Raw genomic sequence first — 26,030 nt, 5'->3', positions numbered from 1 at the left:
CCTCTAGAACAACAACATCGATAAGCTCAGGATAGTCACATACAGACTGAGCTCAGCAATCGAGGCGTGACTAAACATCCTCGCGAATCCGACGACATGCAGAAGCGGTCGCAGGACGATGATGACGACGACAGCCGTCATTAGGTAGGTGACAAATGGCGCCACGAGAACGCCTCCGATGATCAGCTCTGAAAAGGTGTGTGCCATCAGGTTGCCTTTCGAGCGGAATCGACGCCCCTGCCCCGGTCAACGATGCTGCCCGTCAGTATTAGGCACGCAGCAATATCCACCTCTCTCGAATTTCTGTGTGCGGCCGTTTCATGTAGCCGGCGAGCAATGGTGCGCAGGGATGCCGTGTCCCGCTTGGCAATCGCCGCGCGCGCTTCGTCTGCCAGTGATGCAAGTGGCCCATCGGCAAGCGACATCAGCTTCGCCTCGCAAAGCCGGACAATCGTCGATTGGTCGAAGCAAGAGAGCATTTCTGCGAGGGCGCGACTATCCTGCGCTCCTCCGACCGCGAGAAACTGTCCAATTCGCGCGGCATCCCGGAACGTTGCTTCTTCTGAAGGCTCTCCGATCTGCTGCGCCGGTTTCCGCAGCTCGCGGCGAGCCTCCGCGAGCAGCCACGTCCTTCGCTCGTCATCGGAGACGGGAGGAATCAACGTCTGTGCCGCCAGTAGCAGCGCCGCTGCCGCGACAAGAAACAGAGAGGTGAAGAGGAAGCTCTGCGGATTGTAAGTCTGCGGATTACTCGGTGCCAGGATAACCGGTATGAAAAGCAGATTCACCCGGCCGAGCGATGACCACAGAGGGTTTTGTGACTTCATGAGAATGGCTGCACCGATCGTGAAGGGAGCCATGGCGATCGCCAACACGGGAAAGGCGTCGGCGCCGTTGAGGATCATGAATTCGAGTATGCCGGTCAGGGCAACTGCGATCGGTGAACCAACAACCGTGATGGCGGTGAAGCCGCGGGCGCTCGGTGTTGTGGCTCCTAACCCGGTGATCAGCGCGACAAACGACAGCGAGGCGCTCGCCGCGGGCCATCCAGCCCAAACGTAGAATATTGAGGCAATTGCAAGCCACAGGGCGGCGCGGACACCACTTGCAGCTGCAGTTCTGTAGGATCGATACAAGGGCGCACGCCAAACCCGCAGTGGCCATCGCGCCGACCTCAGGGCTAACAGATCCTGGTAAACCTCGTCATCCCGACGTCGCCATTCTCTGGCTGTCCATGCCGAAGCTTCGGTCCCGGCGTTACGTACATGCTCTTGTCCTGCTACAAGTACCGGCTGCGGCGCAGGCAGCGCAGAATCGACCGCGCGTTGGTGCGCAGCTCTTGCCTGATCCGTGTCATCGACATCAACAGGACTGCTGTTCAAGATCCTGGCTGCCTGCAATTCAGCAACCAATCCGACCGCGACGCTACGGGCGGCGACGCTCCTTACCAATCCACTGCTCGTCTCCAGGGCTATGCTGGCGATCTCAGGTCGGAGCGCCACGATTTCCCGAAGCAGCGTCAGGAATGTAGCCGAGTTGCCTGGTTCGGCGCCATAGGCTGCGCCCGCATATGCGCGAATGCGGCGGCGAATCGTCGCGAGTTGCACCATGAGCCGTGGATGACGGTCGGGGGTGTACACCAGCGTGTTTATGACCGCCATCGACAGAACGCCGACCGCGATCGCGGCGCCGCGCGCTACGCCTGATTCAAACACGTGCTGTGGGTTGTCGATCTGTTGTGTCGCAATGAGTGCAACGGTGTAACCGGACAGTACTGCGGCATAGGCTCGATAGCCGTCCAAAAGGTTCGCCGCAAAGACGCAAATGCCAATCCACACCGCGAATGCAACGAGGATTAGATCCCTCTCCTGGGCGAATATCCCGGTGATTGCGATTGATGCTGCGACACCCACAATCGTGCCGAGCAATCGAAAACCGGCCTTGTCCAGCGCCTGACCGCGGGTCGGTTCGGCGAGAATTCCAACAGTGACCGCCGCCGAGGCCGGGGCTTCAAGCTGCAGCCAAAAGCTCACGAACAGGGCCAAGATCATGGCCAGCCAAACGCGGATGGCGAAGCTCCAGGAGCTGAGGGGGATATTCGCCAAAGTGAGCGGCTGCTCTGATGTTGTCGCGACCACGGTGATACCTCGGCAGATGCTTCGCCACTCCCGCTCAGTTCTCGTGTCCCGTCACATCGACTGAGGCGACGAAGCAGTAGCCACGTCCGGGGATGTTGACGATGAACCGATGCCCGTCCCTGCCGTCGCGCAGCGCGCGACGCAGCGCAGACATGTGGACCGTGAGGTTGGCAGGCTCGACAAAGACATTGGGCCAAACCCGAGCCATCAAGTCCTGCTTGCTGACCAGCAAGCCGCGACGTTCAAGCAAAGCAATCAGGATCTCCAGAGCACGACTCCCGAGCGGTACGGGCCTGTCGCCTTCCAGAAGAAGAAACTGCGTTGGAAGCAGGTGGAACGGTCCGAACGAGACTTTGGCCGCAGTGGTGCCGGCTGATCCGGCTCGTTTCCCGGGGAATGGCTCGACCGCATCAGGAGTATGAACGGCACGTCTCACGTCAGGTCGCGATTCGGGATCAAATCGCGTCGAGCCTTCGAAATTCGCAGCCGAACCAGATGCGCGCATTATGACCTCGCGTGCTTTCGCGGGGCGAATCCCCGCAACGATGCTCGTGAGGCGAATTTGGTGAGTTGGAATGCGGTAGGCTATTGCACGCGGGTGGCGCGTAACGACGGATTTGGCTGTGTTAGTTGAACCAAAATTTACACTGCACCTCGCGGATTGGCGCGAGAAAGGGGCGCGCCTGCCGTGCAGGTGACGGGTTGCACCAGGTTGACAGGGCTAAGAACGTTGTGGTGTGCCAGGCACGAGCTTGAGCTTGTCAGCCATCCGCCCGAGTTCGGGAAGCGAGCCGGCCTGCATCTTCTGCATTGCCCTGCTGCGATGCACTTTCACGGTGGCCTCAGCGATGCCGATCTCATGGGCAATCTGTTTGCTCAAGCGGCCGCGAGCAACCTGGATCACGATTTCGCGTTCCCTGGGACTTAGTGACCCGAAACGCTCCCTGAGAACGGCCAAGTCCTTGTCACTTTCCCGCCGTGCACGGTCGCGAGAGAGACCGAGCTGAATGGCGTCGAGCAGATCCTGATCGCGAAACGGCTTGGTCAGGAACTCGATGGCACCTCTCTTCATCGCCTGCACAGACATTGGGATGTCGCCATGTCCGGTGATGAAGATGATCGGGATCTCCCTGTTCGCTGCGGTGAGCTCGCACTGGAGGTCGAGGCCGCTTTGGCCGGGTAGTCTGATATCGAGCACCAGGCAAGTTGGACAGGCCGGAGGATCGGACTTGAGGAAGTCGGAGATAGAGGCAAACAGCTGAACATCGATACCGAGCGAACGCAACAGCCGCCCGATCGACGCGCGGAGATCCGGGTCGTCGTCGATGACCAACACGGTGGAGTCTGGGTCAGACATCGCTGCTGCTCGGAAGAGATCGCGAAAATCAACCTTTGCCTAGTTCACGGCCAGTTCCGCATATCTAGTCCTAATCCTTGAACCTGAACAGTCCCATTTTTCGCGGAGAATGCGCGCGGGGGTACACCAAAGTTTACCCAATACTGGCACGGCTCGACCTCGTGCGACGCGCCGGTCGACTTATGACGATCTACAGTCGGTGGCCACTGAGCGAGCCGACCCACAGCTCAGACGCCCCACTCCGGCTCCGGGCTGGCGGCTGATCGAGCCAGCGCCTTCGCTGCATCATCGCGCGAGGCCTTCTCGGCTCGCCGCTCATAGTCGTCGGCCAGCTTCTTGAGCTGGCCCGCGATCGTCAGGTCAGTCATGCTCCTGGCGGTGCGAAGCAACGTCTGCGCTGTCTTCAAATATTCTTTGCCTCGTTGTGAGATTTGAAGGGTCATGACGCCCTCGTGCGGTTTTCGGAGGAATGGTCGAAGGCGAGTTGGAGCCAGCCCACCCAATTGCGGTCACTTTGGCGGCGCGCTTTGAAGCGATCGACGCACGTCCTGGAGCAAAGCTGAGTTCGCCACGAATAATGCCGGACGAGCCCAAACTTGCCATCACAGAGTGCACATCGCTTTGCCGTGTGAGGTCCTCGATTTTCCAGGCGGTAAGACATTGCTCTCTCCTCTTGGCCTTTGGGAATTTCGGACACATGCACACTAGGAGGACAGTCACCAAGAGCTCAATTGAGCGCAGGTCGATGTCGGACATCCAAAGGGGACAGGACGACGATACGAAGGCTTATGGCGCTCGGACTCCGTCCTGAGGTAACCCGGTGTGATCTCGGCGCCCGTTCCGTCAGCTGACATTCTCGATCGCAAGCCCTATCGGTCGAGCTTCGCTATTGTCGTCAAGATAAGCCAAAGCTTACGGGGCATCTGCGTTGCACCAGTGGCATTCTCCCCCCACATCGGGCAATTCCATGCGGAGCATCGGCATAGTTGGCTGCCCACACGACGGGTCCAGCGAATGACCATAGGCGGGCATGATGAAAAAGATACTGGTTTCGATCGTCGATGATGACCGGTTCTGTCGCGAGTCCACGTGTCGGCTGTTGAGATCGCTGGGCTATAAGGCCGATTCTTTCTCGTCTGCAGCCGAGTTTCTCGCGTCCCCGCGCCTCGCCGAAACAGCCTGCCTAATCGCCGATATCCAAATGCCAGCCATGACCGGGCTCGAACTCCATCGACAACTTGTCGACACCGGCAACGCCATACCGACAATCCTCGTAACTGCGTTTCCCAATGACGTTGATCGGACCAGCGCCCTGAACGACGGCGTCTTGTGTTACCTGCGCAAGCCAGTGGAGGACGAGCAATTCACACAATGCCTTCGCGAGGCTTTCAGGTCTGCTGACTCGGCGGAAGAGGAGCCGTAAGCTCTCTTTCAATATCGGGCAAGGTGAACTGAAACACAGCACCGCGAGGATCATTCGCTCTCGCCCACAGCTTGCCCCCATGAGCATGGATGATGGAGCGGCAAATCGACAACCCCATGCCTGTTCCGCCGGACTTCGTGGTGTAGAAAGCGTCGAAGATCCGGTCGAGAAGCGCAGGATCAATGCCCGGCCCGGAATCGCGCACGGCCACGAGGACGCCCGCCTGGTCCTGCTCGGTGCTGATCAACAATTCTCTCGCCCCTCCTCAATCGAGCCCATCGCTTCAGCCGCGTTGAGAACCAGGTTCAGCAAGACCTGTTGCAACTGGACACGATCCCCCAAAACCGGAAGCAGCCCCTCCGCAAACCGGATCTGGACCGAAACCCCATTCTTGAGCGTCACGCTTTGCGCCAATGCAGTCACTTCATTGATTGCCGTGTTGAGATCAAAGCGCTCCTTTCGCGGCGGCGCCTTCTTGATTTGCTCCCGGATACGATCGATGATTTCTCCGGATCGATCTGCGTCCGCAACCAGACAGGAGAGCGCTTCCCTCACCTCATCCAGGTCCGGCGGCTGCATATTCAGAAAATTCTCGGCTGCCCGCGCGTTGTTGCGCGCGCTGGCGATCGGTTGCGCGATTTCGTGAGACAGAGAGGCTGCCAATTCTCCCATCATGCTCACGCGGTTCATGTGGGCGAAATCCGATTGCATCTGCTGTAACTGCGCCAGCGCTTGTCTGCGATCATCGATGTCCATATGGGTGCCGTACCACGCAACAACCCTTCCTGTGTCGTCGCGCGAAGGCTCCGCACGAATCAGGAACCAGCGATACGATCCGTCATGGCGGCGTATGCGGGCTTCAATTTCACCCGGCTTTTCAGATGCGAGCAGTTGCAGCCACAAGTCATTCACGCGCGGAAGGTCTTCGGGATGGATCGACCCAGTCCGTTGCCAACTTAGCGCTCGATCAATCGAGTTCCCCGTGTAGTCGAGCATCCGCTTGTTGAAGTACTCGACGGAACCGTCGGCTCTGGCGCGCCAGGCCGCAACTGGAATTGAGTCAAGAGTTTGTTGCACGTGCCTGACGTTCGCCAATTCGGCCTCGCTTCGTCGCAGGGCACTTTCGGCTGTCTTCAGGTCCTGGATATCCGTGTTGGTGCCATACCAAGCGACAACCGCTCCTGCCTCATCGCGCACAGGCTCGGCACGAATGAGGAACCAGCGATACGATCCATCGGAGCCGCGCATGCGGGCTTCGGCTTCGCCCGGTTTTTCAGATGCCAACGTTTGTAGCCAGGCGTCCCGCAGGCGCGGAGCGTCGTCGGGATGGATCAAAGCAAACCACTGCCAACCCAACGCTTGATCAAGCGAGATCCCTGTGTAGTCCAGCCAACGTTTGTTGATGTACTCGGTGGAGCCATCCACCCTGGTGCGCCAAGCCATCGCCGGGATGGAATCGAGTGTTGTCCGTAGCTGGACCGCCTGTTCAGCGCGCTTGCGCTCGGTCAAATCGAGCACGAATCCGACGCCCTCATCCCCGCCTTCGTTGAACGTCGCCGCGCCAACAAGCACGGGAACGCGGCTGCCGTCTTTCCGAACATACTCCTTCTCGAAGGGTGGAGCGATCCCTGTTGAATTCAGCTGTACCCCCGTGAGCTGGTCGCGCTCGCGCCATTCCGGAGCATTCAGCTCGGCCCAGCGCACGCGACCCAAAGCCAGATCCTCGCGGTCATATCCTACGATACGTAGAAACGCATCATTGGCTTCCAGAATCTGCCCTTCGCGGTTCCTGATGATGATTCCGATGATGTTGGCGTCGACCAGACGGCGAATCTTGCCTTCGCGATCTGCGAGGTCGTGATAGAGCCGCGAATTTTCGAGCGAGATCGCCGCTTGCGACGCAAGCACTTTCAACAAGGCGACGCGGTCCGGCGTAAACACATTCGGCGCTAGATGGTTCTCAAGGTAGAGAATTGCCGCGAGCTTTCCCTGGTTGATCAACGGCAAGCAGAGAACCGAACGGACACGCCCCTGAAGAATATAGGAATCGCCAGAAAATGGATTGCGGGACGAAGCGTCATCGAGAATCACAGTCTGATGGGTGCGCGTTCCATATCGAACCACAGATTCAGGCAAGGCGGTCAAGCTGCAGGACCCATCCCCCAGATGCACGATCACATTTTCTCCACTAGCGATCGCTTCTGCCTGAATCTGCAGCTCATCACCTCGCGGGATAATCAGAAGTCCTCGTTCGGCGCCGGCGTGCTCGATGGCCGCGCGCATGAGTTTGTCGATGAGCTTCTCCAACACCATCTCACCGGAGAGTGCTTGCGAGACTTCGATCATTGTTGCGAGATCGAGATGTTCGACCGGCGCTTCGATCGTACCCGCTGGACCCCGCGCGGGCTCGTCCTGCCCTAATCGCGGATGGAGTTGATCGAGCTGCCGCACCTTTCCAGCAGCTCCCCATTTAAGATAGCTCCGCCGTGCATTCCCCAGGTAGAGTTGCGCAATGTCTTCAAATCCACGAGCCGCGTAAAAGCGGGCGGTCAGCTCGCAGGCGAGCGCTTCGTTGTGGACGAAGCCGTTTGCACGGGCCGAGTTGATCGCCCGCTGGTAAAGCCGCTCGGCATCCAGCTCGCGACCTTCCAATCGGGCGATCTCAGCGCCGACCAGTGCGGCGCGGTTTTCGAAATTCTCGCGGCAGTTCTCCGCCCAGATTCCGATCTGTTCGTAATGCGCGGCCAGAGCCTCCAAATGGTCCCGGCGTCGGTTGGGCGAAGCGGAGTCACAAGATGAAGCGCGCGCAAGCGCGCTGTAAAAATGATACTCCGCGAATTCGATGGCCGGCAGCGACGTCCAGATCAGCCGCTGCGCCCTAAGGGACGCCTCGACGGCCGCAGAAAAATCGCCGGCCAGGAAGCTCCCCTGCAGCTTTCGAATCCAATACCAGCACTCCGCAAAGGCCAGGTTCCGATCACCAGACAGATGGCGAACGATCCGGCCTTCATCGAATTGCTCGTCGTCGAAAGAGCCGAATCGGGGAGTCGACCCGCGCAACATTCGGACCAGTGCAAGCTGCGTCGCGATGACTTCGGTGACGAGTTCAAACTGCATCTGCTGCGCCAACGCCAGTCCCTGCTCAGTCTCGCGCTGCACTTCGTCGAGCGGATCGCCGACCATAAGCATGTTGGAGTTGAGGTGGGCGCGGCTGTACGCCGCATAAGTGAGATCACCCGTCTTGTTCGCAACGTCGAACGCCCGATGCAACAGATCGCGGCCACTCCGAGCATGCCTCGTCCACGGCAGGACCTGGTTGCCGAAATTCATGAATATCCTGGCCAGGAAGTGCTTCAAATCGCGCCGCTCGACCAGTTCGTAGCCGACTCGGCCAAATCGATATCCGGCCCTGTAGTCCCCGAAAAGCGGACCGGCAACCATGCCGAGCCGGACATACCCGTTGGACGAGCCGTCGCTGTTGCCGCGATCGAGGCTGAGGCTGACCGCCCCGCAGCCGACCAACGCAAGCAGGTTCGCATCCGTGAACACCGCTGCTGGCCCGAGCTTGCTCAGAACATCGAGAATGGCTAGAGATGCGGGATCGGTCATCAGTGGCAGGTCAACCAGTTCCTCGATCGCGCGGCCACCGAGCTTGGACCAGATCCGCTGATATTCGCGACGCACCTCCTCGTCCGCAGGATGTGCCGACCATGCCACGCCCACATGTTGGAGAAATTCCAGGCCGACAGCGACCGCTTCACTCATTCGCCCACGGGCCGCATACACATCTATTCGCAGGCAAGCGGCGGCTGCCCGTTCGACGGTGTTGGCGGTGCGGGCTGACAGCAGCGTCAGCCGGTTCTCCGCGGCGGCCAATTCGCCGGTCAAGAATTCGCATTCGGCCCGGTGAAGCTCCAGTTCGAACATGAGCTCACGACGGCGCTCCCACGAATCCTCCGGCAACGTTGCGGCACCGGTCGTAAAATACCTAAGGGACGCGCCATAGGCCGTCGACGTCTTGGCGCGCTTACCCGCGATCAGATTCAGCCGGGCCAGTTGCTCGCGCTCTTCGGATGAGGAGATCAATAGTGCGCCGCGGTTGAGCTGGTTGACGATTTCGAAGATCGCTTCGTCCCGCTTTTCCGGAGCAGTCTGCGCCAGCAGCAGCCGGCCGATCGTCAAATGCGCTTCCGCACGTGACGCCTCCGGGATCAGCGCATAGGCGGCTTCCTGCACCCGATCGTGAATGAACTTGTAAGAGCCTGCGACGCGGTCGATGAGTTGTTGACTAATGGCCTCCGAGAAGGCCGCGTGCACCAGTTCCTCCGGTTTGTTTAGAACAGCTGAGAGGATCGCGACGTCCACGACGCTGCCGAGGCAAGCGAGCTGTCGCAACGCGTCCTGAGTGCCGGGTGATAACCGATTCAACTTTTCAGCCAGAAGCTCGACGACATTGTCCGTGTATCTCTTGGCGCGGATGCCTTCCGTGTCCCAGGACCATCGCACCCGCGCCTGATCAAAGGCCAGCAGCCCCTCGTCGGCGAGCACGTGAAGAAACTGGATGGCGAACAACGGATTGCCGTCGGTCTTCGCGTGCACTAACCCGGCAAGAAGGTTTGTCTGCTCGGGGTTGCAGCGGAGCGAGTCCGCAACAAGGTTTCCGAGGTCACTGGTCGCCAGGGGCGCCAGTTTGATATCCCGCACCCTTCCGGTTGCGCGGATCGCCTGCAGCTTGCGCATGAGCGGATGCGTTACGGTGACCTCGTTATCGCGGAAGGCGCCGATGAGGAGGAGATTACGGAGATCGGATCGGCTCAACAAGTCCTCAAGCAGGTCCAGCGTCGCTGCATCGAGCCACTGCAAGTCATCGAGGAACAGCGCCAGAGGATGCTCCGGCCGCGCAAAAACGCCGATCAGCTGCCGAAGCACCGTCTGGAAGCGTCGCTGGGCGTCCTGCGGCGGAAGCTCAACGACCGGCGGTAGCTCACCCATGAGGTGCTTTAGTTCAGGAACGAGATCCGCCATCAGTCCCGCGTTAGATCCCAGGGTTCCCCACAAGGCGTCGCGCCATGACGCGAGATCGGCGTCGCTCTTACCGAGTAGCGGCCGGATCAGGCTCTGAAGGGCCTGTGCCAACGTCGCGTATGGGATATCGCGTTTGAGCTGATCGAACTTGCCGGATGCGAACAGGCCGCGCGGCGGTACCAGCACCGACTGCAGCTCGTTGACGACCGACGATTTGCCGATGCCGGAGTAGCCATAAACCAGGACCAGTTCCGGGGCGCCACCGTTGACGATGCGATCGAAGGAGGCGAGCAAAGTCTCAACCTCGCGCTTCCGCCCGTAGAGTTTCTCGGGGATCCGGAGCCGATCGGACGTGTCGTTTTCGCCCAGCGGAAAGTCGTCGATGCGGCCCCGCGCCTCCCATTCGATCAGGCAGCTGCAAAGGTCGCTTTCGAGGCCGGCCGCCGTTTGATAGCGATCTTCGGCCCTCTTCGCGAGTAGCTTCATGACGATTGTCGAGACGGCGCCAGGGATTTCTTTCAGCCGCTCGGCAGGTGGCACCGGCTGCCTCGCGAGATGGCAGTGCACCCATTCCTTCGGCTCCGTGGCGACAAACGGCAAAGCACCGGTGAGCATCTGGTAGAAGGTGATGCCGAGTGCGTAGAGGTCGCTCCGCGAATCGATTGACCGATTCATCCGCCCGGTCTGCTCGGGCGCCATGTAGGCGAGTGTGCCGGCAATCATCTCGGGAGGGTGAGGTGATTGACGTTCACGCTCGAAGCGCGACGCAATGCCGAACCCCGTCAGCTTCACCTCGCCGGTCACCCCGTTGAGGAGGATGTTGGCTGGCTTGATGTCCTTGTGGATGAGCCCGCGCCGGTGAAGCTTGCCCACGACCGAGGCAATAGTGCTGCCGAGGCGCAAGAAGCGCCCGATATCCATGGGCACGCCGAGCAACATCTCGAGCGGCTCGCCGCCCGCATCATCGAGCACCAGCACGGTCCGATTGGCTTCGCGCACGAGCTCCAATGGCCGCACTGCCCACGTGCTATCGAGTTCGTCCTTCAGCTCGTATTCGTGACTGAAGCGATCGAAGGTTGAACGAGACGGGTGCTCGGTCGCAGGAACAATGAGCAGCACGGCGCACCGCTTACCCTCATCATCGAGTCGCCAGCCGCGGTGAAACACGCGCTCGCCGTCTCTCCACAAGACCTGAGAGCCACCGTCCACGTTCGCGACGTTCTGCGAATGCGGCACCATCTCTGAGCCTCCGGCATTCGGACTCCCAATTGAGTTCGGCCAGCCACACTTTGCGTGCGCGATGTGCGCGGCCTCGCTCCGGCTGTAGAAATCGTACCCGATCGCCTGAGAAATACCAGCCGTCCGATGATCTTGCCCGGTCCGGAATACGCGAAATCTCCCTTCCGGTTAGCGGCAATTTGGCGCGATTTGCCGGCCTTTACTCGCAACGATGGCGCACGTGGGCCAACTAGAGGCCAGCGAGACGCGACAACTCTGACCCGAAGGAAAAACCATGACGGTACTTGAAGCAACCAAATCGAAGAATTCATCGAGCGTCGCCCGCTCCGGCAGGCTGTTCGTTCTCGAACTGAGCGGGGACCGCATTCACTCGATGAAACCCGATGGCTCCGACCGCAAGACCATCGTCACTGATTGTCGCTTTCCCGACGGCATCGCGGTCGATTTGGAGGCAGGTCATATCTATTGGACCAACATGGGCGTTCCCAACCTCAATGACGGCTCGATCGAGCGAGCCGATCTCGACGGTGGGAATCGCAAGATCATCATTCCACCAGGCGTTACGTATACGCCGAAACAGATGCACCTCGACGAAGAGGGAAAGAAGCTCTATTGGTGCGACCGCGAAGGCATGCGCGTGATGCGCGCGAACCTCGACGGCTCGCAGGTCGAAACGCTGGTCGAGACCGGCCGCGGCGACAAGGACCGGAAAGATCAAACCCGGTGGTGCGTCGGAATCACCGTCGATCCCAACCGGCGGCACATCTACTGGACGCAAAAGGGTCCTGACAACGGCGACCTCGGCCGCATCTTCCGCGCCAACATCGACCTCCCGAAGGGGGAAAGCCCGGCGAACCGCTCCGACATCGAGGTGTTGTTTGATCGCCTGCCGGAACCGATCGACCTCGAGCTCGATGTGGCGAACCGCGTCCTCTACTGGACCGACCGCGGCGATCCTCCGCGCGGCAACACCGTCAATCGCGCGCCGATCGACACAAAGGCGGAGCCCGAGATCCTGGTCACGCATCTGATGGAAGGCATCGGCATCGCGCTCGATGTGCCTGGCAACCGGATGTTCGTCACCGACTTCGCCGGCTCGGTATATTCCGCCGATCTCGATGGCAAGAACGAACGCAACTTCCTCTACGCCCAGGGCAACCTCACCGGCATCGCCTACGCCGAAATCTGACAAATGCATCGGAGACGTGAAATGACCAACACCAAACCCATTCACCGCATCGCCATCATCGGCACCGGCGTGATCGGCGCGAGCTGGGCCTCGCTGTTCCTCGCCAAGGGATTGCAGGTTGTCGCGACCGACCCCGCACCGAACGCGGAAGCCTCGCTGCGCAAGTTCGTGGACACGGCCTGGCCGGCGCTCAAGCGACTGGGCCTGTCAGCGGGAGCGTCGCAGTCGAACCTCAAGTTCACGACCGACCTCGCGCAGGCGGTCGCCGGCGTCGACCTCGTCCAGGAAAACGGGCCCGAGCGGATCGATTTCAAACAGAAACTCTACGGGCAGCTCGATGAACTGCTGCCACCCGAGGTGATCATCGCATCGAGCTCTTCCGGGCTCACCATGAGCGAGATCCAGAAGGGAGCCGCCACGCATCCCGAGCGCTGTGTCATCGGCCATCCGTTCAATCCGCCGCACTTGATTCCGCTGACCGAAATCGTCGGCGGAGCCAAAACCTCGGAAGCGACAATCCGGCGCGCTGAGGAATTCTACACCTCGATCGGGCAAAAGACAGTGCGCGTCAACAAGGAGTTGCCCGGCCACGTCGCAAATCGCTTGCAGTCCGCTCTGGCGCGCGAGGTCTACTATCTCGTCGCCGAGGGCGTGGTGAGCGCCGCCGACGTCGACACTGCCTTATCCTGGGGCCCGGGCCTGCGCTGGGGCGTCATGGGCAACATGATGCTCAATCACCTTGGCGGTGGACCAGGCGGCATCGAGCACTTCTTCCATCAGTTCTCGGGTCCGATGACAGCCTGGTGGAAGACCCTCGGTTCGCCGGTGCTGACGCCGGACGTGCAACAGAAGCTTATCGACAGCGTCCGCGCCGATGTTGGAACGCGCACCGTCCAGGAGCTGGAGACGCAGCGGGACGAGATCCTGCTCGGCCTCATCGAACTGCGCACCAAGCGGTCGGAGACGGTCACTCCGCGTGAAGCCGCAGCCGAGTAACGATCCGCTGCAAGCAGCCAACACTCTCCCAAGCGAGAAGGAATTCACAAATGAATATCACAACGACGATCCAGCCGGCAGAAAAGCTCGGAACCGACCTGCTCACCGAGACCATTGAATCGAAGCTCGCCAATCCGGTGACCAACTCGGATTTCGACTTTCACGGCGCGGTTAATGACGTCCTGAAGGACGTCGAACTATCGACCGCGCACAGCGGCGGCAAGCTCACCTTCTACGGCCGCGATCCGATCATTCCGAGCCCGTTTCGGTTTGGGACCATGGCCGCGATTGGGCTTGCCGCCAAGGCCACCGCTGTCGCGGCGCTGTGGCAATCCCGGACAGGCGAAGGACAGGATATTGCGGTGGATGTCCGCAAGGCTCTCAAGCGGTTCGCTGGCTTCTTCGATCTGAAGTGGGAGACCATCAATGGTCGTCCTCCGGTCTTCGGAGACCCGCTCAACCCGTTCTTCGAACTGCCGCTGTTTCGCGAAACCAAGGATGGGCGGCACGTCGTCGCCTTGAACGTCTATCCCAAGCTGGCTGCCCGCACCCTGGATCTGCTCAAGTGCAACGCAAACGCTGAAGCCGTGCAAAAGGCCATTCGGCAGTGGCGCGCCGATGATCTCGAGAACGCCGGGGCAGAGGCTGGGGTCGTGATGGCGAAGGTGCGTACCTTCGAGGAATTCCGGAAGGAGCCCCAATACACCGACGTGCTTTCCAGAATGCCATTGATCACGGTGGAGAAGATCGGCGACAGCGAGCCGATTCCTTTCAAGAAGGATGCAAAGAGCCCGCTGGATGGCATTCGCGCTCTCGGAATGGGGCATGTGATCGCCGGGGGGGGCATAGGCAGAGACCTCGCGCAACACGGGGCCGACGTCCTCAACGTCTGGCGGCCAGCCGACACCGAGATTGAGGCGTTTGTGTGGGACGTGCAGGTCGGTATGCGTCAAACCATCCTGGACTATTCGAAGGAAGATCGTGCGAAATTCGACGAGCTGCTGAAAGATGCCGACATCTTCTTTGCCAACAAGCGCCCGGGTTATCTGGAGCGCCATGGCCTCGATGCCGAAACGCTCGCCGCGAAGAAGCCTGGCCTGATTCATGCTCAGGTCCTGCTTCACGGCAACAAGGGTCCGTGGAAGGAGCGTCCGGGGTTCGATGAAATCGGTGCGACCGTCGCGGGCCTGTTCGCTCTTGAAGGTACGCCCACAGATCCCAAATCGCCGCCCATCATCCCCATTGTCGACAATATCGTGGGCTGGATGGGGACAATCGGGATTCTCGCAGCGCTGCGCCGGCGCGCTGTCGAGGGCGGCAGTTACCGGGTCACCGTTTCCCTGACGCGAACCGTGCTGTGGCTGCTGTCGCTCGGCATCTTCGACAAGGAGTACGCCAAGGCGACGGCCGGATCTTCCGACGAGCACGCGAACATTGCTCCGGATCTGTTCACCGCGGAAACGCCGCTGGGCACATATCAGGGGATGACCGACCAGGTGGTCCTGTCGCGGACTCCCGGCTCCTTCAGGACGGTGCTTGTGCCGCGCGGCTCGAGCAAACCCGAATGGCTGGAGCGCTGAGAGCAACGTCCCCGGCAGAAGCCGTCATGACAATGAGCACCAACGAGGTGAACTATGAGTGCGATGTTGGCTGAGACCCGGCCTGACGAGGCAACGGCCGTCGCCGAGGCCCCTCGTCGAGAGCGAAAGCGCATTCTGATCATCGGCGCCGGCTTTGCCGGACTCGCCGCAGCACGCGCGCTGCGGCGCGCCGATGTCGATGTCGTCCTGATCGACCGCCGCAACCACCATATCTTTCAGCCGCTGCTCTACCAAGTGGCGACGGCGGTCCTCTCGCCTGCGGAGATCGCCGCCCCAATCCGTCAGCTCGAGGTAAAGCAGCCAAACCTGAGCGTGCTCCTGGCGGAGGTCATGGGACTCGACGTCGCTTCTCGCACGATCGAGGCGTCTTCCCCTGGCGTGGGCATCCGCAAGATCGCCTACGACTATCTGGTGGTCGCGACCGGTGCGCGTCCGAGTTACTTCGGCCACGACGAATTCGCGCAGCATGCGCCGGGCCTCAAAAATCTCAGCGACGCCGAGACTATCCGGGCCAAAATCCTGGGCGCGTTTGAATTGGCCGCAACGACCGAGGACGAGAGCGAACGCGCGCGACAGATGACGTTCGTCCTGGTCGGCGCCGGCCCGACAGGCGTCGAACTCGCGGCGTCTCTGGCACAGATGGTGAGGGTCACGCTGCGCGGAAACTTCCGGCGCATCGATCCGGCGCAGGCCAAAATTATTCTACTCGACGCAGGCAAGCGGGTTCTGCCGACCTTTGCCGAGTCGCTGTCCCGCCGGGTGACCCGACGGCTCACGAAGCTCGGCGTGAAGGTCCAGACCGGAGTGAAGGTCGAGACCGTCGACGCGGAGGGCGTGGTCGCCAGCGAAAGCGGGATCCCCGGCGCGACGGTCAGAATCCCCAGCGCCACGGTGCTGTGGACCGCCGGAGTTGCGGCATCGCCTATTCCAAAGATGCTGGGCGCCAAGACCGATCGCGCCGGGCGCGCGCTCGTTGATCCCTTCTTGAAGGTCGTGGACGCGCCCGGCGTCTTCGTCGTGGGCGATGCGGCGTCGGTCATGCAAAACGAACACCCGGTGCCGGGCGTCGCGCAGGCGGCGATCCAGGAAGGACGCTTTGTCGGGCGGCTGATCGCAAAGGAGCTGAAGGGGCAGAAGGTCAAACGCCCATTCCGCTATTTCGACAAGGGCAACATGGCAGTCGTCGGCAAGAATTACGCCGTACTGGAGCGTGGTTGGCTGCGCACCAGCGGCTTCCTGACGTGGCTGGTGTGGGCGTTCATTCACATCCTCTCGTTGCCTCAGTTACAGAACCGCCTGCGCGTACAGCGCCAGTGGCTCTGGTCGTATTTCACCGGCCAGCGCAGCTCGCGATTGATACCTGAACCTTAGAGGCTCACTCGTTCCGGATCGGATGACTGAGCGCGCAGGCGTCACGAACTGGATCGAGTCCGACACGTATTCAACGGCGCGCCTTCATTCTTGCTGTAGCCGCCACTGTTGCTGCCGCATGTGCGATTGATCGGGCCGCGGCCGCCCTTCGATATTGTCCGAAACTGCAGCGCCGAGGTGGCAGCAGTCGGCACCAAAATCGCGGACTCCACGAAAGACGAAGAAGGTGCCAAGAATGAGCTGGACAGACCTCACCTGAATTTGGCGCGTCGAACAAGCAGACCTGCGTTGGGGAGAGCTGCAGTGGAGGCGCGCAGAGCTATGTTGACCTTTTGACTTTTTTGACTTGCCTCGAAATGTCCAGTGGCGAGCCCCTGGCCGGAAGACCACAAAGTCAATGACCGACACCGACGCTTGAAAATTCCAAGCGTCGCCTTCTCCATTCCTACTTCCCGATCAGGATCGGTGCAGCGATATCCACGCGGTCGTCGGCGGCGATCTGGATGCCGAGTGCGAGCGACCACTTGCCCGGTCCAGCTACAGGCACGCGCGCGCGCCATTTGTCGCTGGCGACGCGTTCGGCCTCGGTAGTCGCTGGCGTGACCGGCACGTCTGGATTGGACAGCGTGACCAACAGAGACTGTGCCGCGAGAGGCAGCTCCTCGGCATTTTCGAGCTCGATCGAAACTGCAACCTGCCCGGCGCGGATCGGAGAAACTGTGACGTTAGCCATGACACGGGTGCCGCAGATGTGGGTAAAAAAGTCATCTGGGGCTCGATGTGGCGGGGGTTCCGCCACAACCGCTGCGGCTACCGCGACGCTCATCCTGGGTCCCTGTGCGCCGACGCTTCCGACGTCGAAAGCCACGTCGATCTTGCCCGCCTTCTCGAACATCAGCGCGGCCGGAATGTGCTCACCTTCGCTGAAGGGCGCACTCAGGCCGATGAACATCAGGTGGCTGCTGCCGGGCTTGAGCGTCACGCTGGCTCCAGGCGGGATGGTGAGCCCACCCTCGACGAGCCGCATCACCATGATGCCGTCGAGGGTCGTCATCTCGTGGATCTCAATCCTGGTGGCGGCGGGCGTCGCCGCGGAAATCAGCCTGTCGGCAGAAGCTCCACGGTTCTCGATGGTGAGGTAGCCGCTGGCGACCTGCGCGCCTTTCGGCGTGGCCCGGCTCCAGGCCAACTTGACGCTGACGTCGTCAGCCGCTGCAGGCGCCGCCGCCAGCAGTGCGATTGACGCCAGCGCGCCGAATAGTGACAGGCGAATGCGACCAGGCCGCAAAGTGCATTCTGTCCAGGTGGTGATCATTTAAATCTCCATCGAAGCCTCTCGAAACAACTATCGCGCGATCGTGACCGGCAGGGCGGACGGATGGATGGCGTGAAGCTAGTAGATCCGGTCCGTCTTACGTACCGTGTCACGAACCCGGACACTGCATCGAGCGCCGTCATCGGCGACTAGCCTCTGCCGTCATCCTCAGGCGCGGAGGATATCGTGCACCTCAAGCGGCTCGTTGAGCTGGCCAAACCATTCGGTCCGGTTTGCCGCGCGACGCCGGCCCCTTTCGTCGAACGGCAACTTGAGCTGGCGCAGCAGATTTGCCACCTCCTCCTCCGCCGCGCGATGGCTATTTGGAGACAGAGGTTTGGCCTAACAGCTGGCAGTCCCTAAATCACCGACTCGCTGCGCCTCGCCTGCTGCGACGTCCGCGGGCGGAGCCGTTGGTGTAATTTCCGTCGTAAGGCTCGCTGGCATAGGCGTCGCCGTCGTAAGGCCCATCGCCATAGGTGTAGTCGCCATCGTAAGATTGGCCGCCATAGCCGTAGCCGCCATAGGCGTAGCCGTCGTAGGAACGCACAGCTCGATATGCGTAGCCGCGGTGGAAGGATCCGCCGTCATGGGCGTAGCCGCCGTAGTAGGGCCCGTCGCCAAAGCGGCGGCCGCCGAAGCTGCCATCGAGGTGGCCGAGACTGTAGCCGCCGCCAATGTGAGCGGGGCCGAAGCCGCGGTGAGCGAGGCGGAAGCCAGGCTGAGCGAGGCCGAAACCAGGGTGGACGAGACCCAGCCCACCAAGGGGTAAGAGGCCGAAAGCGGATGCCGAGGTCGATAATGACATGCTGCCGACGGCGAGAACAGCGGTTGCGACAACGATCACGGTTTTACGCATTCCAAATCTCCTTTGCGCGCACGTCCTGCATTCGTCACGATTTCTGAGGACCCATCCTGATCCAGTTTGAGTGCATCGTTCTATTGCACGGGCGTATTTGCGAATAAGCTTTGGTAGAGCTGCGCTCGACGCCCCCATCGCACACGAAAGGGAAGCCAACGCTAGGTTTCCTTCCCGGCCCATCCGGCGGATGGTTACGCCAAATCTGTTGTCAGTTTCGCACGGCGGTCCAATAGCCCGAGCAACGCGCGCTCCCCGAATTGCCGCTCCACGTTCCGCGACCAGAGTTGCTCGAGAGCCGGCCTGAGCCGGACGCGAACTTGTCCTGAACAGTCACGGAAGCGCGAACGGCACCCGAGCGAGCTACATAGCCCCTGAACTTCACCAGATTCGGATGCGTGACGACACCGTTGCTGATGTTGACCGAGAAATTGTAGGTCGGATCGCACGCACCCCTTTGCGTCACGAAGAGGAGGTCCCAGGAGCCATCGTATGCAGGGCGGGCTTGCGCTCCGGAGACAAATGCGAAAAGGCAACTCGCGGTTACCGCATAAGCGAGAGGGAGTTTCATCATCTGCTCCAATGTGGCCGTTGTTTTCGTCGATCCAAAGTGCCCCATCCCCCTTCGATCCTGAGCCGCCGCTCGTCAGCCCTGGGGAGGGGGCGGCCGGTCCTCGGGAGGGGAGACCGGCCGCGGGGAGCCACGGCGAACGGACGGGACGCCGCGGGCAAGCACTTGCGAAGCTGTGTGTCTCCGCGAGGCAAATTGATATTCAACAACTTGCGCCGATGCGAGTGAAGCAATCCGAATCTCAGCGAATTGTGGCAAATGCGAATGCCACAAGTTGGCTAGGCCACGTGTTCCTTTGCTTCTCCCACTGCCCCGCTTGCGCGCAGGCCTTCGATGCTCTTCGCGTCGAACCCCAACTCCTGGAGGAGCTCATCGGTGTGCTCGCCGAGCCTGGGCGCGCGCCGCGCCGGCACCTTGGTGACGCCATGCACCTGGATGGGGCTGCTGATCGTCGAGGTGAGCCTGTCGCCGGCACCTTGAAGCGGAACGATGATGTCGTTCGCCTTGACCTGAGGGTCGTTGATGACTTCCTGCGGCTCGAGCACGGCCCCGACCGTGAAGCCGCGGAGCGCCTCGTACCAATGCGCCATTGGCTGAGCGCTGAAGGCCTTGTCCAAAATGGCGACAAGTTCGTGCCGGTTCGCCGCGAGCTTCGCGGGATCGGAGAATCGCGGATCCGTTAGGAGGTCCGGAAGCCCGATGGCTTTCGCCGCATCCGCCCACTTATCGGGAGTGAGGGCAAGAACAAACCACGTGCCATCGGCGGCGCGATACACATTCGCTGCGGCGCTCGAGGGATTGCTGGGATCATGCAGCCCGTAGAACTTCGCGTCGGCCAGCGCGGCTTGGATAGAAACGCTCGCCGACCAGACACCCTCGGCAAGTAGCGAGGTCGTGACATACGCGCCCTCGCCCGTGCGCTCGCGGCGGTAGAGCGCCGTGAGGATCGCCGAATAGATGCCGACGCCTGTCGCGGCGTCGCCGCTGCCGGCTACCGGCCAGGTTGGCGGCGCCCCGGCATCGCGCGTCATCGATAGAAGGCCACTGCGCGCCCAATATGCCGTGAGGTCGAAGCCCGGCAGGTCAGCGTCCGGCCCCTGTTCGCCGAAGCCCGTAAGATCCGCGTAGATCAGCCGCGGGTTCCATTGCACGACGTCGGTGTATTCGAGCTTCAATTTCTTCCGCGCGGGATGCGGCGTATTGACGATGAACACGTCCGCCCATTTGACGAGCTTCTCGACAACTTGCTGAGCACTCGGCGACTTCAGGTCGAGCACCATCCCGCGCTTGTTGCGGTTGGTAAGATGAAAGGGGTAAGGCTCTTTCGCCGCCGGCATCGGAGGAAACTGATGCGCGTGTCTAAAGATGTCGCCGGAGGGTGGCTCGACCTTGACGACGTCGGCGCCGAAGTCCGAGAGAATCACGGCGGCGGCGGGAGCCGCAACGAAGGTCGAGAAGTCTACGACCTTGAGTCCGGAAAAGATGTTGTCGCTTGCCATTGGGTTTCTCCTATATTGTTATGTTTGCTTCAGCGGCCCAGGAACTGCGGCGCGCGTTTCTCGAGGAAGGCGGACGTGCCTTCCTTCTTGTCCTCCGTCCCGGCGCACAGGCCGAAGTAGGAGGCTTCGAGGACGAAGCCCCCGCTCTGACTTGTATCCATTCCCTTGTTCACCGCTTCCAGCGATTGCTTGACAGCGATGGGAGCGTTCGAAGCGATCATCTTCAGGATGGCTTCCGCACACGTGATAAGATCGGCCGCCGGAACGACCTCGTTGACGAGCCCGATGCGCCAGGCCTCCTGCGCGCTGATGGTCTCTCCGGACAGAATGAGCTCGAGCGCGCGACCCTTTCCGACCAGCCGCGGCAGCCGTTGCGTGCCGCCGCCGCCGGGGAGCAATCCCAGCTTGACCTCGGGCTGGCCGAACTTCGCATGCTCCACGGCGATGCGGATCGTGCATGCCATTGCCGTCTCGCAACCCGCACCCAGGGTAAAGCCGTTGATTGCCGCGACCACCGGCTTGCCGAGATTCTCGACGAGATCGAGCACCTCCTGTGCGTAGCGGCTGGAACGTTCGGCGTCGATCGCACTCGCATGCGCGAGTTCGCTGATATCGGCACCGGCGATGAATGCCTTGTCGCCCGCGCCGGTCAGGATGACGCCGCGCACGGCAGCGTCGTCCCGCGCATCCTCGAACGCAGTTTGCAGGTCCTTCCATGTCGCCGCGTTCAGGGCGTTGAGGACCTTGGGCCGGTTGACGGTCACATAGGCGATCGCGCCGCGCTTCTCGTACAGGACGTTTGCGAGTGTCAGTGTTGTCGGTGGCATTGGGTTTCTCTAAATTGTCGTGTTTGCTTCAGCGGCCCAGGAACCGCGGGGCACGCTTCTCGAGGAAAGCGTCATCCACCCAGTGCCTGTCCCGAGTTCCGAGCTAAATCGCAAAGCCGATCGCGATATCCGTTACATCTGGGTGTAGTTCGGACCGCCTCCGCCTTGCGGAGCGGTCCATGTGATGTTGCCGGCGGGATCCTTGATGTCGCAGGTCTTGCAGTGGACGCAGTTCTGCGCATTGATGACCAACTTGAGGTCGGCACCCTCGCCGACCCACTCATAGACGCCGGCTGGACAATACCGGTTTGACGGGCCCGCGAACACGTCGTGCTCGATTCGCTTCTCGCTCTCCAGGTCGGCAACGTGCAGGTGAACAGGCTGGTCCGCTTCGTGATTCGTGCCCGATAGGAAAACCGAACTGAGGCGATCGAAGGTGAGCTTTCCGTCCGGCTTGGGATAAGCGATGGGCTTGAATTTTGAAGCTGGCTCCAGAGTTTGATTGTCCGGCTTGCCGTGCGATAGTGTTCCGAATAGCGAGAATCCAAGAGTGTTCGTCCACATGTCCAGGCCGCCGAGCCCGACGCCGATAATTGTGCCGAACCTGGACCAAAGCGGCTTCACGTTGCGTACCTTACGCAGGTCGCGCCCAATATCGGACGTGCGCCAGCTCGCCTCGTAGGCCTCAAGCTCATCGTTGGCGCGGCTCGCGGCGAGCGCCTCGGCGACCTTCTCGGCTGCGAGGATGCCGGACAGCATCGCGTTGTGCGAGCCCTTGATCCGCGGGACGTTAACGAAGCCGCCGGCGCACCCGATGAGAGCTCCTCCGGGAAAGGTGAGCTTCGGCACTGACTGCCAGCCCCCCTCGGTTATAGCGCGCGCGCCGTAGCTGATCCGTTTGCCACCGGCGAGCGTCGAGCGTACCAGAGGATGGGTCTTGAAGCGCTGCAGCTCCTCGAACGGGCTGATCCATGGGTTGTGATAATTGAGGTGAACCACGAATCCCACGGAGACCAGATTGTCTCCCCAATGGTAGAGAAACGAACCTCCGCCGGTGTGATTGTCGAGTGGCCAGCCGAAGGTGTGTTGTATGAGCCCAGCGCGGTGCTGCTCGGGTGGCACCTGCCAGACCTCTTTGAGGCCGATACCGAACTTGGGCGGATCGCGATCCTGCTGCAGAGCGTATTTTGCAATGACCGCCTTGGTCAGGCTGCCGCGCGCGCCTTCGGCAAAGAGCGTGTATTTGCCACGTAGCTCAATGCCGCGGGTGAAGCCGGGCTTGGGTTGCCCGTCCTTACCGACACCCATGTCACCTGTGGCCACGCCCCGGACCTCGCCACGCGACCCGTACAGCACCTCCGTGGCCGCAAAGCCGGGATAGAGCTCCACGCCGAGGGATTCGGCTTTCGTGGCGAGCCAGCGACAGACATCGCCGAGCGAGGCGACGAAGTTGCCATGATTGCTCATAAGCGGCGGCATAAACCAGTTCGGCAGCCGCACGGCCCGGCGCTTCGTGAGCCAGTAAAAGCGGTCAGTCTTCACTGCCTGGCGCAACGGATGGGATGAGTCATTGCGCCAGTCAGGCAGCAGCCGATCCAGGCCGATCGGATCGATCACAGCGCCCGAGAGAATGTGCGCGCCGACTTCGGATCCCTTCTCCACGATGACGACCGAGCACTCCGGCGCCACTTGCTTCAAGCGGATGGCCGCGGAAAGTCCGGCCGGTCCTGCTCCCACAATGATCACATCGAATTCCATCGCCTCTCGTGCAGGCAGTTCGTTCGGGCTCATGCGATCGGTCCTATAGAGTTGGGGGCTTCGGTGTGCGGTAGGCGCGCACTAGAACTGCTCGGCCGGCATATCCATTGCCCCGGCGCCTCCCGCCTTGACACACGCCAGCCGAAACTGCGTCTCGGGCAGCATCCGCTCGACAAAGAATTGCCCGGTCACCAACTTCGCCTTGAGGTACGGGTCCGCAGCACCTTCGCTGAGTTTTCGCTGAACCGTTTCGGCAATCTGACACCACATGTGTGCGAGCGCGACGAGCCCAAATAGCTGCAGATAGTCCCGGGCGCCGCAGCCGACGAGGTCGCGGTCCTTCGCGCCGTTCTTGGCGAGCCACTGCGTGGCCTCTTGCAGATGACCAAGAGCTTCACGCGTACGCGTGACATAGGGCGCCAGACCGGGATCTTCCGCGTGCTCATTGAGGAAACTCTCGATCTCCGCGAAATAGGCGCGGACCACCTGGCCACCCTCGAGCCCGAGCTTGCGACCGACCAGGTCGAGGGCCTGAATGCCGTTCGCGCCTTCGTAGATCTGTGAGATGCGCGAGTCGCGTACGAACTGTTCCATGCCGTTCTCTGCGATATATCCGTGGCCGCCGTAGATCTGTTGTGCGTTCACGGTGCTGAGAAACCCCTGGTCCGAAAAGAACGCCTTGATCACTGGGGTTAGCAGCGCCATGTGATTCTCGGCATCCCGTAGCGCGGCAGGATCGTTCTTGCGTATAGCCACGTCATTCCGCAACGAGGTTGAGATGATGAGCGCCCTTGCCGCTTCGGTGAATGCCCGGATGCTCATCAGCATGAGGCGCACGTCGCCATGAACGATGATCGGATCTGCGGGCTTCTCGGGGAACTTCGCCCCGGAGAGGGAACGGCCCTGAAGGCGCTCCCGCGCGTAGGCGACGGCGTTCTGATAGGCCACTTCAGCGAGCCCGACACCTTGTCCCCCGACAAACAGGCGCGAGTGATTCATCATCACGAACATCGCCGGCATGCCACCGTTCTCTTCACCGACGAGCCAGCCTGTGGCATCGTCGTAATTCAGGACGCAGGTGCAGTTGCCGTGGATGCCCATCTTGTGTTCGATGGAGCCGCAGCTGACTCCGTTGGGCTTGCGCGGCTCCCCATTGGCGGCGGGCAGGAACTTCGGCACGACGAACAGCGAGAGCCCCTTGGTGCCGTGGGGCGCGCCTTCGATGCGGGCAAGAACGAGATGGATGATGTTCTCGGCGAGATCGTGCTCACCGCCAGAGATGAAGACCTTGGAGCCCGTCACTCGATAGCTGCCGTCCGCCGCTTTATGGGCGCGAGCATAGGACAATCCGACATCACTTCCGGCATGGGCCTCGGTGAGGTTCATCGTACCAGTTGCCTTGCCGGCAATGAGGTCCGGCACATAAGCCGCCTTGATCTCATCAGAGGCGTGCGCGAGCAGTGCTGCGATGGCTCCCTGGGTCAGGCCGCCATACATGTAGAAGCCAAGACTCGCGGAGGAGAAGTACTCCCCGACGACTACGTTCAGGGTTTCCAGCAAACCTTGTCCACCGTACTGCTCGGGAGCGGTGATGCCGACCCAACCGCCTGCGGCTTGCTGTTGATAGGCCTCGCGGAATCCCTTCGGCGTCGTAACGGAGGCATCCGGATGCCGCTGGCAGCCCTCAACGTCACCGACCCGATTAAGGGGAGTGATAACGTTTTCGGCGAGCTTCGCCGCTTCTTCGAGCATTGCCTGCAGAGTCTCGGGGGTCAGATCCGAGAATCCCGGCAGATCGGCATGGCGGGAGATTTGAAACACGTCATTGAGCAGGAACAGTGTGTCGCGGACGGGGGCCTTGTACGAGGGCATGGATGATTCCTTGGCGTGTGCGGTTCGGGTTCAGGTCGTGTGGGCTACGCGTGAGACTTGGCCAGCTCGGCGGCCATTTCCGGAAGCGCCGTATACAGGTCCGCAACCAGGCCGTAGTCAGCCACCTGAAAGATCGGCGCATCCGGATCCTTGTTGATCGCGACAATGATCTTCGCGTCTTTGATGCCTGCCAGATGCTGAATGGCGCCGGAGATGCCCGCGGCAATGTACAGATCCGGCGCGACGATCTTCCCCGTCTGGCCCACCTGCCAGTCGTTCGGGGCGTAGCCGGCGTCGACCGCCGCGCGCGAGGCACCAATTGCGGCTCCCAGCTTGTCGGCGATCGGATCGATATATTTGGTGAAGTTCTCCCGGCTCTGAAGCGCACGACCTCCGGAGATGATGATCCGCGCGCTCGTCAGCTCCGCTCGCGCGGAGGCGTGAAGCTCCTCGCTTTCGAATTGCGAGGTGCCCGGGTCGGCCACGGCCCGAATCGACTCAATAGAAGCTGTTCCGCCGCCAGCCGCACGCGGAAACGCGGTTGTTCGCACGGTAATGACTTTCTTCTTGTCGGTCGTCCGGACGGTCTCGATGACATTTCCCGCGTAGATCGGTCGCTCGAACGTGTCAGGTGCGAGCACCCGGCTCACATCCGAGATCTGCATGACGTCGAGCAATGCTGCGACCCGCGGCAGGATGTTGCGCCCTGAACTGGTCGACGGAGCGACTATTGCATCGTATGGCGCTGCGAGTGAGACGATCAGCGCGGCGAAAGGTTCGGCCAGTACGTGCTCGTAAGCGTCTGCGTCGGCCAGCAGAACCCGTGCGACGCTGGAGAGCTGGGCCGCCTGTTCGGCAACCGCTCGGCAGCCTTTGCCCGCGATGACCACGTCCACCTCACCTCCGAGCGATACGGCACAACTCAATGCCTTGGCCGTCGCCTCACTGAGTGTCTTGTTGTCGTGGTCACTGACCAGTAGCGTTTTCATT

Annotated in this window: 19 protein-coding genes and 1 pseudogene; 5 read left to right on the top strand and 15 right to left on the bottom strand. The window is 61.2% G+C overall.

All coding sequences use genetic code 11. The features are described from left to right. Positions 1-3: 3 nt before the first annotated feature. From AKN84_RS18575 to AKN84_RS18555, 5 genes are all read right to left on the bottom strand, one after another. Complete coding sequence (locus tag AKN84_RS18575; RefSeq protein WP_050422109.1) at positions 4-207, bottom strand: DUF1656 domain-containing protein; 204 nt, start codon at positions 205-207, stop codon at positions 4-6. Further along, a complete protein-coding gene (locus tag AKN84_RS18570) occupies positions 207-2,138 on the bottom strand; it encodes an FUSC family protein (RefSeq protein WP_050422108.1) in 1,932 nt (643 codons plus the stop codon). The genes AKN84_RS18575 and AKN84_RS18570 overlap by 1 nt, the downstream gene beginning before the upstream one ends. A gap of 34 nt (positions 2,139-2,172) precedes the next feature. Next, on the bottom strand, positions 2,173-2,643 hold the full coding sequence (locus tag AKN84_RS45700; protein WP_128970969.1) for a winged helix-turn-helix domain-containing protein: 471 nt from the start codon (positions 2,641-2,643) through the stop codon (positions 2,173-2,175). Between the two features lie 216 nt (positions 2,644-2,859). Continuing rightward, positions 2,860-3,495, bottom strand: a complete 636-nt coding sequence (locus AKN84_RS18560; protein WP_050422106.1) for a response regulator transcription factor — start codon at positions 3,493-3,495, stop codon at positions 2,860-2,862. A gap of 227 nt (positions 3,496-3,722) precedes the next feature. Further along, positions 3,723-3,863, bottom strand: coding sequence for a hypothetical protein (locus tag AKN84_RS18555; RefSeq protein WP_244485258.1), 141 nt, complete (start codon positions 3,861-3,863; stop codon positions 3,723-3,725). A 665-nt stretch (positions 3,864-4,528) separates the two neighbouring features. Between AKN84_RS18555 and AKN84_RS18550 the strand changes: the two genes are divergently transcribed. Then, on the top strand, positions 4,529-4,918 hold the full coding sequence (locus AKN84_RS18550) for a response regulator transcription factor (RefSeq protein ID WP_244485256.1): 390 nt from the start codon (positions 4,529-4,531) through the stop codon (positions 4,916-4,918). On the opposite strand, the gene AKN84_RS18545 is transcribed toward AKN84_RS18550, so the two are convergent. Next, positions 4,884-5,165, bottom strand: coding sequence for a sensor histidine kinase (locus tag AKN84_RS18545; RefSeq protein ID WP_050422103.1), 282 nt, complete (start codon positions 5,163-5,165; stop codon positions 4,884-4,886). The genes AKN84_RS18550 and AKN84_RS18545 overlap by 35 nt on opposite strands. Further along, the gene (locus AKN84_RS18540; protein WP_050422102.1) at positions 5,162-11,182 is read right to left on the bottom strand and encodes a PAS domain S-box protein; all 6,021 of its coding nucleotides are present in this window, start codon (positions 11,180-11,182) and stop codon (positions 5,162-5,164) included. Before AKN84_RS18540 ends, AKN84_RS18545 begins: the two co-directional genes overlap by 4 nt. A gap of 274 nt (positions 11,183-11,456) precedes the next feature. On the opposite strand from AKN84_RS18540, the gene AKN84_RS18535 reads away from it, so the two are divergent. The 4 genes from AKN84_RS18535 to AKN84_RS18520 are packed head-to-tail and all read left to right on the top strand — an operon-like array spanning position 11,457 to position 16,339. Further along, positions 11,457-12,371 (top strand): 3-hydroxyacyl-CoA dehydrogenase, encoded by a 915-nt coding sequence (locus AKN84_RS18535; protein WP_050422101.1) that lies wholly within the window; start codon positions 11,457-11,459, stop codon positions 12,369-12,371. 21 nt (positions 12,372-12,392) lie between these two features. Next, complete coding sequence (locus AKN84_RS18530) at positions 12,393-13,367, top strand: 3-hydroxyacyl-CoA dehydrogenase NAD-binding domain-containing protein (RefSeq protein WP_050422100.1); 975 nt, start codon at positions 12,393-12,395, stop codon at positions 13,365-13,367. A gap of 50 nt (positions 13,368-13,417) precedes the next feature. Continuing rightward, positions 13,418-14,947, top strand: a complete 1,530-nt coding sequence (locus AKN84_RS18525) for a CoA transferase (RefSeq protein ID WP_050422099.1) — start codon at positions 13,418-13,420, stop codon at positions 14,945-14,947. Between the two features lie 54 nt (positions 14,948-15,001). Then, positions 15,002-16,339: an NAD(P)/FAD-dependent oxidoreductase gene (locus AKN84_RS18520; protein WP_128970966.1), complete on the top strand. Its 1,338-nt coding sequence runs from the start codon at positions 15,002-15,004 to the stop codon at positions 16,337-16,339. Positions 16,340-16,784: 445 nt separating this feature from the next. Here the strand turns inward: AKN84_RS18520 and AKN84_RS45690 are convergent, their stop codons facing one another. The 8 genes and pseudogenes from AKN84_RS45690 to AKN84_RS18480 form a co-directional block, all read right to left on the bottom strand. Beyond that, positions 16,785-17,654 carry a copper chaperone PCu(A)C gene (locus AKN84_RS45690; protein WP_128970965.1) on the bottom strand — a complete coding sequence of 290 codons (870 nt, stop codon included), beginning with the start codon at positions 17,652-17,654 and terminating at the stop codon, positions 16,785-16,787. Between the two features lie 168 nt (positions 17,655-17,822). Then, positions 17,823-17,987, bottom strand: a pseudogene (locus tag AKN84_RS45685) (ATPase); the annotation flags it as partial. 31 nt (positions 17,988-18,018) lie between these two features. Beyond that, the gene (locus AKN84_RS45680; RefSeq protein ID WP_128970964.1) at positions 18,019-18,513 is read right to left on the bottom strand and encodes a hypothetical protein; all 495 of its coding nucleotides are present in this window, start codon (positions 18,511-18,513) and stop codon (positions 18,019-18,021) included. Between the two features lie 849 nt (positions 18,514-19,362). Next, complete coding sequence (locus tag AKN84_RS18500; RefSeq protein ID WP_050422096.1) at positions 19,363-20,583, bottom strand: CaiB/BaiF CoA transferase family protein; 1,221 nt, start codon at positions 20,581-20,583, stop codon at positions 19,363-19,365. Between the two features lie 29 nt (positions 20,584-20,612). Further along, positions 20,613-21,410: an enoyl-CoA hydratase-related protein gene (locus tag AKN84_RS18495; protein WP_050422095.1), complete on the bottom strand. Its 798-nt coding sequence runs from the start codon at positions 21,408-21,410 to the stop codon at positions 20,613-20,615. 132 nt (positions 21,411-21,542) lie between these two features. Beyond that, entirely contained in the window at positions 21,543-23,201 is a 1,659-nt protein-coding gene (locus AKN84_RS18490; protein WP_050422094.1) for an electron transfer flavoprotein-ubiquinone oxidoreductase, read from the bottom strand. Positions 23,202-23,249: 48 nt separating this feature from the next. After that, positions 23,250-25,040: an acyl-CoA dehydrogenase C-terminal domain-containing protein gene (locus AKN84_RS18485; RefSeq protein WP_050422093.1), complete on the bottom strand. Its 1,791-nt coding sequence runs from the start codon at positions 25,038-25,040 to the stop codon at positions 23,250-23,252. Positions 25,041-25,084: 44 nt separating this feature from the next. Beyond that, on the bottom strand, positions 25,085-26,029 hold the full coding sequence (locus tag AKN84_RS18480) for an electron transfer flavoprotein subunit alpha/FixB family protein (RefSeq protein ID WP_050422092.1): 945 nt from the start codon (positions 26,027-26,029) through the stop codon (positions 25,085-25,087). Position 26,030 lies beyond the last annotated feature (1 nt).

Source organism: Bradyrhizobium tropiciagri, assembly GCF_001189845.1.
Lineage (GTDB): Bacteria > Pseudomonadota > Alphaproteobacteria > Rhizobiales > Xanthobacteraceae > Bradyrhizobium > Bradyrhizobium tropiciagri.
Note: the sequence above shows the minus strand (reverse complement) of the source record. Positions and strands in the feature narration are given on the sequence as shown.